The organism is Pseudomonas sp. P97.38, from assembly GCF_001269745.1.
Lineage (GTDB): Bacteria > Pseudomonadota > Gammaproteobacteria > Pseudomonadales > Pseudomonadaceae > Aquipseudomonas > Aquipseudomonas chlororaphis_E.
The window spans coordinates 93,483-108,734 of the sequence record NZ_LHVJ01000028.1 but is presented as its reverse complement, the minus strand read 5'-3'; the positions used below and the strand labels follow the sequence as shown (position 1 = coordinate 108,734).

The following is a 15,252-nucleotide window of genomic DNA, read 5'->3' as shown; positions in this document are numbered from 1 at the left end:
CAGGAGCGACAAAAATGAACGGCTTGAGCGATGTGCGGCTGACGTTACACAGTCAGGAACTGGTGGCAGGGCAGGAGAAGGGGCTGCGCAACGCGATGTCGCGCAATGCGCCGGTCCACCTGAGCCGCTGGGACGTATTCTGGTTGCGCCTGCATACACGCAAAGCCTTGTTGGCGCTGACACCCGAACAGTTGCGTGACATCGGATTGAGCCGGGAGCAGGCGCGGGAAGAGGGGCTCAAGCCGTTCTGGCGGGGTTGAAACGAATAAGGAAGCTGTGGCGAGGACGGTTGCTCCCGCGGGGGCGTGTAGCAACCCTGAGATTTAGCGGTCGCTGCGCAACCGAGCGCGAGCAAGCTCCCTCGCCACGGTTTTTCGGTTAAACCAACTCTTTCAACCGGTGCCATAACATTCCCAGCGCCAGCAGCGGCGAGCGCAGGTGCTTGCCGCCAGGGAAGGTCATGTGCGGTACCTGGGCGAACAGGTCGAAACCGCGGCTTTGTTGCCCGCTGATGGCTTCGGCCAGCAGTTTGCCGGCCAGGTGCGTGGCGTTCACGCCATGGCCGGAGTAGGCCTGGGCGTAATACACGTTGGGTTGGTCCTTGAGCCGGCCGATCTGTGGCAGTCGGTTGGCGCCGATGCCAATCATCCCGCCCCACTGGTAATCGATCTTCACGTCTGCCAACTGCGGGAACACCTTGAGCATTTTCGGCCGCATGTAGGCGCCGATGTCCTGCGGGTCGCGACCTGAATAATGACAAGCGCCACCGAACAGCAAGCGACGATCCGCCGAGAGACGGTAGTAGTCCAGTGCCACCCGTTGGTCACACACCGCCATGTTCTGTGGGAGCAGGGCTTGGGCCTGGGCGTGGCTCAGGGGTTCGGTGGCGATGATGTAGCTGCCGGCGGGCAGCACCTTGCCGCTGAGCTCTGGGTTGAGTCCGTTGAGGTAGGCGTTGCAGCCCATTACCAGTGTCTTGGCGCGGACCGAGCCCTGTTGGGTGTGCACGTTCACTTCGGCGCCATAATCGATGCGGGTGACCGCCGACTGCTCGAACAGCCTGACCCCAAGTTGTTGCGCGGCAGCGGCTTCGCCCAAGGCCAGGTTTAGCGGATGCAAGTGCCCGGAGCCCATGTCGATCAGGCCACCGACGTAGCGGTCCGAACCCACCACGCTGTGCATTTCATGCGCTTGCAGGAGCCGGGTCGGGTAGCGATAACCCAAGCTGCGCAGTTCTTCGGCGTCCTCGGCAAAACCTTCCAGGTCGCCGGGCTTGTTGGCGAGGTCGCAGTAACCCCAGGTCAGGTCGCAGGGGATCTGAAAACGCTCGACACGTTGTCGGACGATTTCCACGGCTTCAAGGCCCATGAGTTTCATCTGACGGACACCGTCGGAACCGATGACCGGGGCGAATTGCTCCAGGCCGTGGCCGACGCCCCGGATCAACTGGCCGCCGTTACGGCCGCTGGCGCCCCAGCCGATCCTGTGGGCTTCCAGCAAGACCACGCTCATGCCGCGCTCGGCCAGTTCGATGGCGGTGTTCAGCCCGGAAAACCCGCCACCCACCACGCACACGTCCGCCACGCACGCGCCCTGCAGCAACGGATGGTCCGGTTGCGGCAAGCTGCTGGCGGCGTAATAGGAGGCGGCGTGCGCGTGGCTCGGGACCGGTTGCTGAACACGGGCGTTCATGTGCGTAATCCTGATTGTTGTGTTTGAGAAATTTGACGGAGCATAAGCCGCGGACTCATCCCCGGGCAACAGCGGTCGGCTGGCGGTGTCTGGGATGAGGGTTTTAGGGCAGAATCGGTCTGTGTCCCCGTCGGGTAGTCGTTTTCATGAGTTGCAACAGCCAGAAAATCCGCACGCTGCGCCAGCAGATCCCCTCGTTCGAGTGCGTTCCCGGCTGCCACGACTGCTGTGGTCCGGTGACCACCTCGCCGGAGGAAATGGCCCGTTTGCCGCGCAAGTCCCGCGCCGAACAGGATGCTGCCCTGCAAGCGCTTGATTGCGTGCACCTGGGGCCCAACGGTTGCACCGTGTATGACGAGCGACCGCTGATCTGCCGGCTGTTCGGCACGACGGCGACCTTGCCGTGCCCCAACGGGCGGCGGCCGGTGGAACTGATTCATCCGCGGGTCGAGCGGCAGATCCATCAATACATGGCGTCCAATCGCCAGGTGCTGGTCTGACGTTGGGCGGTTCCCCGAGTGACTTTTCGCCAGCCGGCTCGCGAAGGGCCTTAATCCGGAATCGGCAGGCTCAGGCTTTCCTTCACCTCTTCCATCACGATGTAGCTCTTGGATTCGCGCACATGGGGCAGCTTGAGCAGGATGTCCCCCAGTAGCTTGCGGTACGAGGCCATCTCGGAAATCCGTGCCTTCACCAGGTAGTCGAAGTCTCCCGACACCAGGTGGCATTCCAGCACATGGGGCAATTTCAGCACGGCGCGTCGGAATTCTTCAAACGTATCGCCAGACTTGTAGTCGAGGCTGATTTCCACGAACACCAGCAGGCTCCCCTTCAGGTGCTGCGGATTGAGCCGGGCGTTGTAGCCCATGATGATGCCTTCGCGCTCCAGGCGCCGCACCCGCTCGGTACAGGGCGTGGTGGACAGGCCGACCTTTTCCCCCAGTTCGGTGAAGGAGATCCGCCCGTCCGCCTGGAGAATGCGCAGGATGTTGCGGTCGATCTTGTCCAGCTCACGCTTGGTCTGGGTATTGGTACGCACAGGTGATGCGCCTCCGTGAAAAGGGTTTTTGCCGAGAATTCTCGCCAAATATAGGCATTTATATAGTGAAAAGCACTGGCTATTCTTTTTTACACTGCGCCCATCGAAGGTATGTACAACAAAACGTCAGCGGTTATCCGCGATGAGGGCAACAACATGCGCGTTCTGGTCTTGGGTAGCGGCGTCATCGGTACCGTCAGTGCTTACTACCTGGCGCGAGCCGGGTTTGAAGTGGTGGTGGTCGACCGTCAGCCGGCGCCAGCCATGGAAACCAGCTTCGCCAACGCCGGCCAGGTGTCGCCGGGCTACGCCTCGCCGTGGGCCGCGCCAGGTGTGCCGCTCAAGGCCATCAAGTGGCTGTTGCAACGCCATGCGCCGCTGGCCATCAAGGCCACTGCCGACATCGACCAGTACCTGTGGATGGCGCAGATGCTGCGTAACTGCACCGCCAGTCGTTATGCCATCAACAAAGAGCGCATGGTCCGCCTCTCGGAGTACAGCCGCGACTGCCTCGACGAGCTGCGTGCCGAAACCGGCATTGCCTACGAAGGCCGGAGCCTGGGTACCACCCAGCTGTTCCGCACCCAGGCCCAGCTCGATGGCGCGGCCAAGGACATTGCAGTGCTGAAAGAGTCGGGCGTGCCGTTCGAAGTGCTCGACCGCGAAGGCATCGCCCGGGTCGAACCGGCCCTGGCCAACGTCACGGATATCCTGGCCGGTGCCTTGCGCCTGCCCAATGACCAGACCGGCGACTGCCAGCTGTTTACCACGCGCCTGGCGGAAATGGCCGTGAAGCTCGGCGTACAGTTCCGCTTCGGCCAGGACATCCAACGCCTGGATTTCGCCGGCGATCGCGTCAACGGGGTGTGGATCGACGGCAAGCTGGAAACCGCCGACCGCTACGTCCTTGCCCTTGGCAGCTATTCGCCGCAACTGCTCAAGCCCCTGGGGATTCGTGCGCCGGTGTACCCACTCAAGGGCTACTCCCTGACCGTTCCGATTACCAACCCGTCGATGGCGCCGACCTCGACCATTCTCGACGAAACCTACAAGGTGGCGATCACCCGTTTCGACAACCGCATTCGCGTGGGCGGCATGGCTGAAATTGCCGGTTTTGACCTGTCCCTCAACCCGCGTCGGCGTGAAACCCTGGAGATGATCGTGGGCGACCTTTATCCTCAGGGCGGCGATCTGGCCCAAGCCAGTTTCTGGACCGGCCTGCGCCCGACCACCCCGGATGGCACGCCGATCGTGGGCGCCACCGCGTTCAAGAACCTGTTCCTGAACACCGGCCATGGCACCCTCGGATGGACCATGGCTTGTGGTTCCGGCCGTCTGCTGGCCGACCTGATGGCGAAGAAAAAGCCGCAGATCAGCGCAGAAGGCCTCGATATTTCCCGTTATGGCAGCCAAAAAAAGGAGTCTGCGAAACATGTCAATCCAGCGCCAGCTCACCAATGACCGCATGAGCCAGGTGGTCGTGCACAACGGCACCGTTTACCTGGCGGGGCAGGTCGGCGACGACATGAGCGCCGGTATTGAACAGCAGACTCGCCAGACCCTGGCCAACATCGAGCGGTTGCTCGACCTGGCCGGGACCGACAAGACCCGCTTGCTCTCGGTGACGATCTACCTGAAGGACATCGACGCTCACTTCGCCGGCATGAACGCCGTCTGGGACCAATGGCTGCCCAAGGGCACCGCCCCGGCCCGTGCCACGGTGGAAGCCAAGCTGTGCGAGCCGCAAATCCTGGTGGAGTTGTCGGTGGTGGCCGCGCTGCCTTAAGCCTCTGTCAAACAGATCCCTCTCCCGGTGCTGTCGGTGGTTCGCACCCTCGGCCAGCACCGGTTTTTTATTCATGACCGCCTAGAAGCCTGCCGCCATGCGTCCTGCCCGTGCCCTGATCGACCTTCAAGCCCTGCGTCACAACTACCAACTGGCCCGTGAAGTCACCGGGGCCAAGGCCCTGGCGGTGATCAAGGCCGATGCCTACGGGCATGGGGCGGTGCGCTGTGCCGAGGCATTGCAGGACACGGCGGACGGGTTCGCCGTGGCGTGTATCGAAGAGGCCCTGGAACTGCGTGCCGGCGGGATCCGCGGGCCGATCCTGTTGCTGGAAGGGTTCTTCGAAGCCGATGAGCTGTCGCTGATCATCGAGCATGACTTGTGGTGCGTGGTGCATTCGCTCTGGCAGCTCGAAGCACTTGAGCAGGCACGGCTGAGCAAACCGATCACGGTCTGGCTCAAACTCGACTCCGGCATGCACCGGGTCGGCTTGCACCCGGCGGACTACCAGGCCGGCTATCGTCGCCTGCTGGCCAGTGGCAACGTGGCGAAGATCGTCCTGATGAGCCATTTCGCCCGGGCCGACGAGCTGCACGATCCCAGCAGCACTCACCAACTGGCGGTCTTCGAAGCGGCTCGCCAAGGGCTGGCGGCGCAGATCAGCCTGCGCAACTCCCCTGCCGTGCTCGGCTGGCCGCAGATGCCGAGCGATTGGGTACGGCCGGGCATCATGCTCTACGGAGCCACGCCGTTCGAGGAACCCAACGAAGTCGCTGCGCGCCTGCAACCGGTGATGACCCTGGAGTCGAAGATCATCAGCGTGCGCGAATTGCCTGCCGGCGAGCCGGTGGGCTACGGCGCCCGCTTCGTGACCACGCAACCGACCCGGGTCGGAGTGGTTGCCATGGGGTACGCCGACGGCTATCCGCGCCAGGCGCCCACCGGTACGCCGGTGCTGGTGGCCGGGCAGCGCAGCCAGCTGGTCGGGCGGGTGTCGATGGACATGTTGTGCGTTGACCTCACCGACGTCCCCCAGGCCGGGCTGGGTTCGACCGTGGAGCTGTGGGGCAGGAACGTGCTCGCCAGTGACGTGGCGAAGGCCGCCGACACGATTCCTTACCAGATTTTCTGCAACCTGCGACGGGTGCCACGGCTCTATTCCGGGCGCTGATGCCCGGCGTACCCTACCGAAAGTCGCTTCGCCGCACAGGATTCGGGTCAAAGTGTTGTAAATACTGAACGCTGTCGCCATGATAACGCTCACTTTCCACACAACCTGATTCCCTGGAGGCTCCAGCATTGGACGTCGGTGAACGACTGCAATCCATTCGTAAACTCAAAGGCCTTTCCCAGCGTGAACTCGCCAAGCGTGCGGGCGTCACCAACAGCACCATTTCGATGATCGAGAAGAACAGTGTCAGCCCCTCGATCAGCTCGCTGCGCAAGGTCCTTGGCGGGATTCCCATGTCCATGGTCGAGTTTTTTTCCGAGGAAATCCTTCAGGAGAAACCGACCCAGATCGTCTACAAAGCCAACGAACTGATCGACATCTCCGACGGCGCCGTGACCATGAAGCTGGTGGGCCGGGCCCATCCGAGCCGGGCGATCGCCTTCCTGAACGAGATCTACCCGCCTGGCGCCGACACCGGTGAGGAAATGCTCACCCATGAGGGCGAGGAAACCGGGATCTTGGTGGAAGGTCGGCTGGAGTTGGTGGTGGGTCTGGAAACGTTCGTGCTCGAGGCGGGCGACAGCTACTATTTTGAAAGCACCAAGCCTCATCGTTTTCGTAATCCGTTCGATGCGCCGGCGCGACTGATCAGCGCAGCCACACCGGCCAATTTCTAAGGAAAGAGGCGCCAAGCCCATACGGCAGAGGCGTCCGGGGGGTAAGTGGTCACCACGAACAAGACCCTTGTGACTTTAGGGTTGTTTCAGTGTGACGGGCTTACCGCTATACTTGCGCCCGCCTGCAAACCGTGGCCGCAGGCGTGACTAGCCACCATTGAGGGTGTACGCGTGAACCTAATTATGAAAATGCTGGCTGTACCAGCAACCGCATTGGCCCTATGGGCAGTCAGCGCCCAAGCGGCGACCAACGACGAAATCGCCAAGCGCCTTGAACCCGTCGGCCAGGTCTGCGTTCAGGGGCAGGAATGCAAGGGTATGGAAGTCGCCGCCGCCGCAGGTGGTGCGGGAGGCGCCAAGGCGCCGAAAGACGTGATTGCCAAGCACTGCAATGCTTGCCACGGCACCGGTCTGCTGGGCGCGCCGAAAATTGGCGACAGGGCAGCGTGGAAAGAGCGCGCTGATCATCAGGGCGGCCTCGACGGCATCCTCGCCAAGGCGATTACCGGCATCAACTCCATGCCGCCGAAAGGCACGTGCGCCGATTGCACGGATGACGAGCTCAAGGGCGCCATCAAAGAGATGTCCGGCCTGTAATTCGCTGTCATCTGCCACAGGAAAGCCGCTTACGAGCGGCTTTTTTGCGCCTGTGAACAACCTCGCGAGCGGTTCGGCGCAACCAAGCCCCGGCAAGTTCGGTCCAAGCCACATTCAGGGCAATGTCTCGGAGGGTCGGATGGTGCAGTTGTGTTCAATCGAGCAGGCGGTGGAGGACGTGCTTGAGCGCCTGCCCGCCCATATCCACCTCGGCATGCCGCTGGGGCTGGGCAAGCCCAATCTGTTCGCCAATGCGTTGTTCCGGCGCATCGCTGAATTGCCCGAGCGCCAGTTGACGATTTACACGGCCCTGAGCCTGGGGCGGCCGAACCTGGGCGATGGCTTGCAGAAGCGCTTCCTCGAACCGTTCATCGAGCGGGTTTTCGGCGACTACCCGGAGCTGGATTACCTCGCGGCGCTGCATCAAGGCGACCTGCCGGCCAATATCCGGGTCCAGCAGTTCTTCATGCAGCCCGGCAGCCTGTTGAACAGCGCGCCGGCCCAGCAAGACTACGTCAGCAGCAACTACAGCCACGCGGCCCGGGACATCAATGCCGCCGGCTTGAATCTGGTGGCGCAACTGGTGGCCAGCGACCCACAACACCCGGACCGCCTGAGCCTGAGCTGCAACCCGGACATCACCCTGGACCTGTTGCCCATGATCGCCAAGCGGCGAGCGGCCGGGGAGACCATCCTGCTGGTCGGCCAGGTGCACAGCGACTTGCCCTACATGCCGGGTGACGCCGAAATCGGCATCGACGGCTTCGACCTGCTGATCGACGAGAAAGACAATCACACGCTGTTTTCCACGCCGAACATGCCGGTGGGCTTCCAGGATCACCTGATCGGCCTGCACGCCAGCACCCTGGTGCGTGACGGCGGGACGTTGCAGATAGGCATCGGCGCCATGGGCGATGCACTGACGGCCGCCTTGTTGGCGCGCCAGGCGGACAATGCCGGCTACCAGGCGTTGCTGGCGGACCTGAATCTCAGCCAGTGGGCACAATTGATCGAGCGCGAAGGTGGGGTGCAGCCATTCGCCAAAGGGCTGTATGGCTGCAGCGAGATGTTCGTCAACGGTTTGCTGGTCCTGGCGGAAGCCGGGATCATCCGGCGCAAGGTCTACCCCGACGAAGCCACCCAGGAACAGGCCAACGCCGGCACCCTCGACGAAGCCGCGCAACCCGACGGCGTCTGCATACATGGCGGATTCTTCCTCGGCCCGCGCAGTTTCTACCAGCGCCTGCATGAGTTGCCCCAGGCCCGGCGGCTCGAATTCAACATGACCCGCATCAGCTACATCAACGAGTTGTACGGCCAGGAGTCGCTCAAGCGCCTGCAGCGACTCGATGCACGTTTCATCAACACGGTCTTCACCATGACCCTGCTGGGCGCCGGGGTGGCCGATCAGTTAGAGGATGGGCGGGTGCTCAGTGGCGTGGGCGGGCAGTACAACTTCGTCGCCCAGGGCCATGCACTGGAAGGCGCGCGTTCGATCCTGCTGCTGCGCAGTTGGCGTGAGGCGGGCGGGGAGATCAGCTCGAACATTGTCTGGGAATACGGCCACTGCACGATTCCCCGGCATCTGCGGGACATCGTGGTGACCGAGTACGGCATCGCCGACCTGCGCGGCCAGACCGATGCCGCGGTGATCGAGGCACTGCTGAACATCAGCGATTCACGCTTCCAGCCGGGGCTGATCGAACAGGCCCAGAATGCCGGCAAATTACCGAAGGATTTCCGCCTCGATCCACGGTTCGCCGACAACACGCCAGAGCGTTTGCAGGCGATCCAGGCACGGCATCCGAACCTGTTCCCCGAATACCCGCTGGGCTGCGACTTCGATGGGATAGAGCGGGACCTGCTGCGGGCACTGAACTGGCTCAAGAGCAAGTTCAAGCTCAGTGAGATGCTGGAGCTGGGCAAGGCCGCGCTGGATGCCCCGGAGCCCTCTCTGTACCCCGAGCATCTGGAGCGGATGCAACTGGCGAGCACCGAGGGGCTGAAGGAGGACTTGTTCCAGCGCTTGTTGCTGGCGGGGCTCAAGGCCACTGCACAATAAGGCCCGCGAGGACCTCTGTGGGAGCGGTGTGTGGTCAGTCGATGAAGGTGACCACGCCACCGGCCAGGGATTTCACCCGGGCCAGGGACTCGACGCGGTAGCCCTGGGCATCCAGTTCCGCACGGCCGCCCTGGAAGGATTTCTCGATCACGATTCCCAGCCCGGCCACCGTGGCGCCGGCTTGCTTGATGATGGAGATCAGCGCCTGGGACGCTTTTCCGTTCGCCAGGAAGTCATCGATGATCAGCACCCGGTCGCTGCTGGTCAGGTGCCGGGGGCTGATGGCGACGGTGCTTTCGGTCTTCTTGGTGAACGAATACACGGTGGCCGACAGCAGGTTTTCCGTCAGGGTCAGCGATTGCTGCTTGCGGGCGAAGATCACCGGCACGCCGAGGTTCAGGCCGGTCATGATCGCCGGGGCGATGCCCGAGGCTTCGATGGTGACGATCTTGGTGATGCCGGAATCCTTGAACAGCGCGGCGAATTCGTCGCCGATCAGCTTCATCAACTGCGGGTCGATCTGGTGGTTCAGGAACGCATCGACTTTCAGGACTTGATCGGAAAGCACGATGCCGAGTTCGCGGATTTTCTGGTGCAGGGCTTCCATGAAGCCTCCTCTGATGACGCCGGCGGCGCCTGGGGTCAGTAAAAAGTAGTCGATTCTAACGCTTCAACATCGCACGTATATCGGCCAGGGCACTGTTGCCACGCACCACTTTGACTTCCGCCGGCGTGTCGTCGTTGCCTTCCCAGGCCAGGTCGTCCGGCGGCAGTTCATCGAGGAAGCGGCTGGGCGCGCAGTCGATGACTTCGCCATATTGCTTGCGCTTGGCGGCGAAGGTGAAGGCCAGCGTCTGACGAGCCCGAGTAATGCCGACGTAGGCCAGGCGCCGTTCTTCCTCGATGGTGTCGGCTTCGATGCTGGAGCGGTGCGGCAGGATCTCTTCTTCCATGCCCATGATGAACACGTAAGGGAATTCCAGGCCCTTGGACGCGTGAAGCGTCATCATCTGCACGCCCTCGGCGCCATCTTCCTCTTCCTGCTGGCGCTCGAGCATGTCCCGCAGCACGAGTTTGCCGATGGCGTCCTCGACGGTCATGTCGCCGTCTTCGTCCTTTTCCAGGGTGTTTTTCAACGCCTCGATCAGGAACCACACGTTGCTCATGCGGTAGTCGGCAGCCTTGTCGCTGGAACTGTTGGTGCGCAGCCAGTTCTCGTAGTCGATGTCCATGACCATGCTGCGCAGCGCCGAAATCGGGTCTTCGCCTGCGCACTGTTCGCGGACCTTGTCCATGAAACGCTTGAATCGCGCCAGGCGATCGGTGAAACGGCTGTCCAGGTGCTCGCCCAGGCCGATCTCGTCGGTGGCGGCGTACATCGAGATCTTTCGCTCGGTGGCGTAGTTGCCGAGTTTTTCCAGGGTAGTCGAACCGATTTCCCGGCGTGGGACGTTGATCACCCGCAGGAAGGCGTTGTCGTCATCCGGGTTCACGATCAGGCGGAAGTAGGCCATCAGGTCCTTCACTTCCTGGCGTCCGAAGAAACTGTTGCCCCCCGACAGGCGATAGGGGATCTGGTGGTGCTGCAGTTTCAGCTCGATCAGCTTGGCCTGGTAGTTGCCGCGGTACAGGATCGCGAAGTCGCTGTAGGGCCGATCGGTGCGCAAGTGCAGGCTGAGGATTTCCATGGCCACGCGTTCGGCCTCGGCGTCTTCGTTGCGGCAACGGATCACGCGGATTTCGTCACCGTGGCCCATTTCGCTCCACAGTTGCTTTTCGAACTCGTGGGGGTTGTTGGAAATCAGCACGTTGGCGCACCGCAGGATGCGGCTGGTGGAGCGGTAGTTCTGCTCCAGCATCACCACCTTGAGCGACGGGTAGTCTTCCTTGAGCAGCATCAGGTTTTCCGGGCGGGCGCCGCGCCAGGCATAGATCGACTGGTCATCGTCGCCCACCACGGTGAACTGGTTGCGCTTGCCGATCAGCAGCTTCACCAGCAGGTACTGGCTGGCGTTGGTGTCCTGGTATTCGTCCACCAGCAGGTAGCGGACCTTGTTCTGCCATTTTTCGAGGATGTCGGCGTGGTCCTGGAACAGCTTGACCGGCAGCAGGATCAGGTCGTCGAAGTCCACCGCGTTGAACGCCTTGAGCGTGCGCTGGTAATGGGCGTAGACGATGGCGGCAGTCTGTTCCTTGGGGTTGCGGGCGTTTTCCAGGGCTTCTGGCGGCAGCACCAGGTCGTTCTTCCAGCCGCCGATCATGTTCTTGATCTCGTCGACGCCGTCGTCGCCCGAGTATTCCTTCTGCATGATGTCGGTCATCAAGGCCTTGACGTCGGTCTCGTCGAAAATCGAGAAGCCCGGTTTGTAGCCCAGCCGCGCGTGCTCCTTGCGGATGATGTTCAGGCCCAGGTTATGGAACGTGCAGACCGTCAGGCCACGGCCTTCGCCGCTGCGCAGCAGGGTGCCAACCCGCTCCTTCATTTCCCGGGCGGCCTTGTTGGTGAAGGTCATGGCGACGATGTACTGGGCACGGATGCCGCAGTTCTGGATCAGGTGGGCGATCTTGCGGGTGATCACGCTGGTCTTGCCGGAGCCTGCACCGGCGAGCACCAAAAGAGGGCCGCCGACATAGTTCACGGCTTCTTGCTGCCGGGGATTGAGTCGGGACATGACAGGGTCAGGGAGTCGTTTGCAAAATGGGCCGGCATTTTAACAGGCTCACAGAATTGTGCTGCTCTGTCCGACTTGTGACCCATACAGCATTGTCATTTGCCGCTTCTGCCACTTTAACGCAGGATATGGGGCGAATTTGCGTCTAACGTACGACTTCGCGTAGAAGAAAATCTACCGAAAGCACGTGTTTGAGAACCAGTAGCATTGGTCATTGCCCGTCGGCAGGTCATAATGCCCCGCGCCAACCACCTTGCAGAGTCTAGGGAGTCAGCTTGTCAACGCCTGTCGAACCCTTGCGTTTGCTGTTATTGGCCGAAACGCCTGAGTGGTCAGCGGTCTTGCGCGAGTGCCTGGCACCCATGGGGCCCTCGGTCGTCCTGATCAGCGCACCGAGCTGGGAGTCCGTCAGCAGCCTGTTCGAAGACAACCGCAACGCCGTGCTGCTGACGATCACCGCGTTGCAGCCGGCGCCGGGCCGTTGCCGCCTGCCCACGATCCTGTTGCTCGAGCACGAGCCTGCGACGGCCCCTGATGGTGTCAGTGACTGGTTGGTGCGTGATGCCCTCGACACCGCCACCCTGCGCCGTTGCCTTCGGCATGTGCGCGAACGCGGGGTGCTGGAAAATACCTTGCAGCGCCTCGCCGAGCAGGACCCGCTGACCGGCATCGCCAACCGCCAGGGCTTCCAGACCCTGCTGGCGGCACGCCTGGCTGAAAACGATGGGCGCGGCCTGGCCCTCGGGCACCTGGACCTGGACAATTTTCGCCACGCCAACGATGCCCTCGGCCACCAGGCCGGTGATCGCCTGATCCTGCAGGTGGTGTCGCGACTCAAGGGCGCGCTCGAGGCCGGTGACCGGCTGGCGCGGCTGGGCAGCGATGAATTCGCCTTGCTGATCGACACCCGGCGTGCGCCGCAGCGGGCCGAGTGGATGGCCGAGCGCATCACCGAGGCCATGGCCGAACCCTACTGGATAGACGGCGAAAGCCTGCTGATCGGCTGCAGCCTGGGCATCGCCCACGCCCGGGCCCAGGCCGGCGCCGATCCGCTGATGTGGCATGCCCACATCGCCATGCAGCAGGCCAAGAGCACCCAGGGCTGTACCTTTCATATCTTCAATGAGCGGATCAACCGCAATGCCCGCAGCCTCGCCGACCTGGAAAGCGAACTGCGCCGGGCGTTGCGTCGCGACGAGCTGGAGTTGCATTACCAGCCCCGGCTGAACCTCGATGGCGGCAACATCGTGGGCCTGGAGGCGCTGGTACGCTGGCGTCACGGGGAGCGTGGTCTGCTGCCGCCGAGCGAGTTCGTGCCGCTCGCCGAGCAGAGCGGCCTGATCGTGCCGCTGGGCTACTGGGTGATATCCCGGGCGCTGCGGGACATGCAGGCACTGCGCGAGCGCGGGCTGGCGCCGTTGCACATGGCGGTCAACCTGTCGTTCCGGCAGTTCCAGGACAGCCAGTTGCTGCCAACCCTGAGCCGGTTGATCGCCGAACGAGGTGTCGAGGCCCAGTGGCTGGAATTCGAACTGACCGAAACCGCCGTGATGCGCCGCAGCGAACTGGTCAGGCAAACCATGGACGCCCTGGGCCGACTGGGCGTGCGCTTCTCCCTGGATGACTTCGGCACCGGGTTCTCTTCGTTCGTGCACCTCAACAGCCTGCCCATCGCCTTGCTCAAGATCGACAAGAGCTTCGTCGGCGGGATGGAGCAACGCGAAGAAAACCGCAAGCTGGTCCACGCCATGATCAACCTGGCCCACAACCTCAAGCTGGAGGTGGTGGCCGAGGGGGTGGAAACCCCGGAGCAACTGGATTTGCTGCGGGGCTTCGGTTGCGATCAGGTGCAGGGCTTCCTGATCAGCAAACCGTTGCCGTTGCCCGAACTGGTGGAGTACCTGACGTTCGATGGCAAGTCGACGGAGGTCACGGCCTGACACAATACCCTGTGGGAGCGGGCTTGCCCGCGAATGCGGTGTGTCAGCCAAGGGAATCTCAACTGACACACCGCATTCGCGAGCAAGCCCGCTCCCACAACGGCTGTCAGTCGACCTGAATGGCCGCGAAACTGTGCGACTGCGACCCACCCCTGATCATCCGCTTCATCTTCCATTCGAACGCCAGCGTCAAGCTCACGGCCGCACAGGCCAGGCCCAGTGCCAAGCCCCACCAGACACCGGTCGCGCCCCAGTTCAGGTGGAAAGCCATCCACCACGCTGCCGGCGCACCGATCAGCCAATAGCAGCCCAGGCCAACCAGGAAGGTGGTCTTGGCGTCCTTGAGCCCGCGAATGCAGCCCATGGCGATGGTTTGCGCGCCGTCGAACAGTTCGAACCACGCTGCCACCGCCAGCAGGCTCACCGCCAGGTTGATCACCTCGGCGAACGCCGGGTCATTGTGGTCCAGGAACAGGCCGACCAACGCGTGGGGCAGCAGCCAGAAAACCATGGCGAACGCCAGCATCACCGCCGCGCCGAAGCCGATCCCGACCCGCCCGGCCAGACGCGCCATGGGTAACTGCCCGGCGCCATAGTGCTGGCCGATGCGCATGGTGATGGCATAGGACATGCCCGCCGGGACCATGAATGCCACCGAGACGATCTGCAGGGCGATCTGATGCGCCGCCAACGGTGTGCTGCCCATGGTGCCCATGCACAGCGCCGCGAACGCAAAGAGCCCGACTTCCACGGCGTAGGTGCCACCGATCGGCAGGCCCAGGCGCCACAGTTCCCTGAGGTATTGACGGTTAGGGCGAAACAGGCCGTCCAACAACGGGTATGCGCGATAGGCCGGGTGCCGGTGGATGTGCCAGGCCAGCACCAGGGCCATGCCGTTGGCGACGATCGCCGTGACCAGGCCGATGCCCATCAGGCCCAGTTTCGGCAAACCGAACAGGCCGGTGATGAGGGCATAGTTGAGCAGAAAATTGACCACCGTGCCGCCGAGGCTGATCACCATCACCGGCGTGGCCCGGCCAATGGCGCTGGTGAAGCCGCGCAGGGCCATGAAACTCAAGTAGCCGGGCAGGGCAAACGGCAGCGCCAGCAGGAACTGGCCGGCGGAAAGCACATTGGTTTCAGTCTGGCCGAACAGCAGCAACACCGGCTTGAGGTTCCACAACAGCAAAGCCGCCACCAGCGCCATCAGCCAGGCCAGCCATAGCCCGGCCTGGGTCAGGCGGGTGGCGCCCTCGATGTCTCCCGCGCCTTGGCGGATCGCTACCAGCGTCCCCACCGCCGCGATCACGCCGATGCAAAAAATCGACACGAACGAGTAACTGGCTGCCCCGAGGCCGCCTCCAGCCAGGGCTTCAGGGCTCAGGCGCGCCATCATCACGGTGTCGGTGAGCACCATCAGCATGTGCGCCAACTGCGAGGCAATCAGCGGCCCCGCCAACCGCAGGATGGCCCAGAGTTCGGTACGCACCGGATGCCGCATGATCATCACGCTCCCTGTTCGAATGAGGCAGTAAAGCAACGATTCTCGGCGTTCACGACGGTCTGCACAAAAGGATAAAAACGATCGCTGGCATGATTAAAACTCATGCAGTTGA

General features: G+C 62.7%; 14 protein-coding genes. 9 read left to right on the top strand and 5 right to left on the bottom strand.

Annotated features, from left to right (window positions below):
- Nucleotides 1–14 precede the first annotated feature (14 nt).
- A complete protein-coding gene (locus tag AD664_RS23425) occupies nt 15–260 on the top strand; it encodes a DUF1127 domain-containing protein (RefSeq protein WP_053150253.1) in 246 nt (81 codons plus the stop codon).
- 118 nt (nt 261–378) lie between these two features.
- Here the strand turns inward: AD664_RS23425 and AD664_RS23420 are convergent, their stop codons facing one another.
- Nucleotides 379–1,692, bottom strand: a complete 1,314-nt coding sequence (locus AD664_RS23420; protein WP_053150250.1) for an FAD-binding oxidoreductase — start codon at nt 1,690–1,692, stop codon at nt 379–381.
- Nucleotides 1,693–1,838: 146 nt separating this feature from the next.
- Here AD664_RS23420 and AD664_RS23415 point away from each other — a divergent pair, with 146 nt between their 5' ends.
- Nucleotides 1,839–2,192, top strand: coding sequence for a YkgJ family cysteine cluster protein (locus tag AD664_RS23415; RefSeq protein ID WP_053150247.1), 354 nt, complete (start codon nt 1,839–1,841; stop codon nt 2,190–2,192).
- A 50-nt stretch (nt 2,193–2,242) separates the two neighbouring features.
- Here the strand turns inward: AD664_RS23415 and AD664_RS23410 are convergent, their stop codons facing one another.
- Nucleotides 2,243–2,731: an Lrp/AsnC ligand binding domain-containing protein gene (locus tag AD664_RS23410; protein WP_003177284.1), complete on the bottom strand. Its 489-nt coding sequence runs from the start codon at nt 2,729–2,731 to the stop codon at nt 2,243–2,245.
- A gap of 156 nt (nt 2,732–2,887) precedes the next feature.
- On the opposite strand from AD664_RS23410, the gene dadA reads away from it, so the two are divergent.
- The 6 genes from dadA to AD664_RS23380 all read left to right on the top strand — a co-directional run bounded on the left by dadA (nt 2,888) and on the right by AD664_RS23380 (nt 9,024).
- On the top strand, nt 2,888–4,192 hold the full coding sequence (gene dadA / locus AD664_RS23405; protein ID WP_047739421.1) for a D-amino acid dehydrogenase: 1,305 nt from the start codon (nt 2,888–2,890) through the stop codon (nt 4,190–4,192).
- Complete coding sequence (locus tag AD664_RS23400; RefSeq protein WP_053150244.1) at nt 4,164–4,517, top strand: RidA family protein; 354 nt, start codon at nt 4,164–4,166, stop codon at nt 4,515–4,517. The genes dadA and AD664_RS23400 overlap by 29 nt, the downstream gene beginning before the upstream one ends.
- A 97-nt stretch (nt 4,518–4,614) precedes the next feature.
- Nucleotides 4,615–5,688 (top strand): alanine racemase, encoded by a 1,074-nt coding sequence (alr, locus tag AD664_RS23395; protein ID WP_053150242.1) that lies wholly within the window; start codon nt 4,615–4,617, stop codon nt 5,686–5,688.
- Between the two features lie 128 nt (nt 5,689–5,816).
- Complete coding sequence (locus AD664_RS23390; protein ID WP_007932420.1) at nt 5,817–6,365, top strand: cupin domain-containing protein; 549 nt, start codon at nt 5,817–5,819, stop codon at nt 6,363–6,365.
- 183 nt (nt 6,366–6,548) lie between these two features.
- Nucleotides 6,549–6,962, top strand: a complete 414-nt coding sequence (locus tag AD664_RS23385) for a cytochrome c5 family protein (RefSeq protein ID WP_053150240.1) — start codon at nt 6,549–6,551, stop codon at nt 6,960–6,962.
- A 139-nt stretch (nt 6,963–7,101) separates the two neighbouring features.
- Entirely contained in the window at nt 7,102–9,024 is a 1,923-nt protein-coding gene (locus AD664_RS23380; RefSeq protein ID WP_053150677.1) for an acetyl-CoA hydrolase/transferase C-terminal domain-containing protein, read from the top strand.
- Nucleotides 9,025–9,058: 34 nt separating this feature from the next.
- Here the strand turns inward: AD664_RS23380 and AD664_RS23375 are convergent, their stop codons facing one another.
- On the bottom strand, nt 9,059–9,631 hold the full coding sequence (locus AD664_RS23375) for a xanthine phosphoribosyltransferase (RefSeq protein ID WP_042728997.1): 573 nt from the start codon (nt 9,629–9,631) through the stop codon (nt 9,059–9,061).
- Between the two features lie 55 nt (nt 9,632–9,686).
- Nucleotides 9,687–11,696, bottom strand: a complete 2,010-nt coding sequence (rep, locus tag AD664_RS23370) for a DNA helicase Rep (protein ID WP_053150237.1) — start codon at nt 11,694–11,696, stop codon at nt 9,687–9,689.
- Nucleotides 11,697–11,971: 275 nt separating this feature from the next.
- Between rep and AD664_RS23365 the strand changes: the two genes are divergently transcribed.
- Nucleotides 11,972–13,636: a bifunctional diguanylate cyclase/phosphodiesterase gene (locus AD664_RS23365; RefSeq protein WP_053150234.1), complete on the top strand. Its 1,665-nt coding sequence runs from the start codon at nt 11,972–11,974 to the stop codon at nt 13,634–13,636.
- Nucleotides 13,637–13,742: 106 nt separating this feature from the next.
- Here AD664_RS23365 and AD664_RS23360 read toward each other — a convergent pair whose 3' ends face one another.
- Nucleotides 13,743–15,137 carry a NorM family multidrug efflux MATE transporter gene (locus AD664_RS23360; RefSeq protein WP_053150674.1) on the bottom strand — a complete coding sequence of 465 codons (1,395 nt, stop codon included), beginning with the start codon at nt 15,135–15,137 and terminating at the stop codon, nt 13,743–13,745.
- Between the last annotated feature and the right edge of the window lie 115 nt (nt 15,138–15,252).

What these genes read in the sequence shown, in the direction of transcription:
- AD664_RS23425 (WP_053150253.1), top strand. Translation starts at nt 15, where the DNA reads ATGAACGGCTTGAGCGATGTGCGGCTGACGTTACACAGTCAGGAACTG.
- AD664_RS23420 (WP_053150250.1), bottom strand. Translation starts at nt 1,692, where the DNA reads ATGAACGCCCGTGTTCAGCAACCGGTCCCGAGCCACGCGCACGCCGCC.
- AD664_RS23415 (WP_053150247.1), top strand. Translation starts at nt 1,839, where the DNA reads ATGAGTTGCAACAGCCAGAAAATCCGCACGCTGCGCCAGCAGATCCCC.
- dadA (WP_047739421.1), top strand. Translation starts at nt 2,888, where the DNA reads ATGCGCGTTCTGGTCTTGGGTAGCGGCGTCATCGGTACCGTCAGTGCT.
- AD664_RS23400 (WP_053150244.1), top strand. Translation starts at nt 4,164, where the DNA reads ATGTCAATCCAGCGCCAGCTCACCAATGACCGCATGAGCCAGGTGGTC.
- alr (WP_053150242.1), top strand. Translation starts at nt 4,615, where the DNA reads ATGCGTCCTGCCCGTGCCCTGATCGACCTTCAAGCCCTGCGTCACAAC.
- AD664_RS23385 (WP_053150240.1), top strand. Translation starts at nt 6,549, where the DNA reads ATGAAAATGCTGGCTGTACCAGCAACCGCATTGGCCCTATGGGCAGTC.
- AD664_RS23380 (WP_053150677.1), top strand. Translation starts at nt 7,102, where the DNA reads ATGGTGCAGTTGTGTTCAATCGAGCAGGCGGTGGAGGACGTGCTTGAG.
- AD664_RS23375 (WP_042728997.1), bottom strand. Translation starts at nt 9,631, where the DNA reads ATGGAAGCCCTGCACCAGAAAATCCGCGAACTCGGCATCGTGCTTTCC.
- rep (WP_053150237.1), bottom strand. Translation starts at nt 11,696, where the DNA reads ATGTCCCGACTCAATCCCCGGCAGCAAGAAGCCGTGAACTATGTCGGC.
- AD664_RS23360 (WP_053150674.1), bottom strand. Translation starts at nt 15,137, where the DNA reads ATGCGGCATCCGGTGCGTACCGAACTCTGGGCCATCCTGCGGTTGGCG.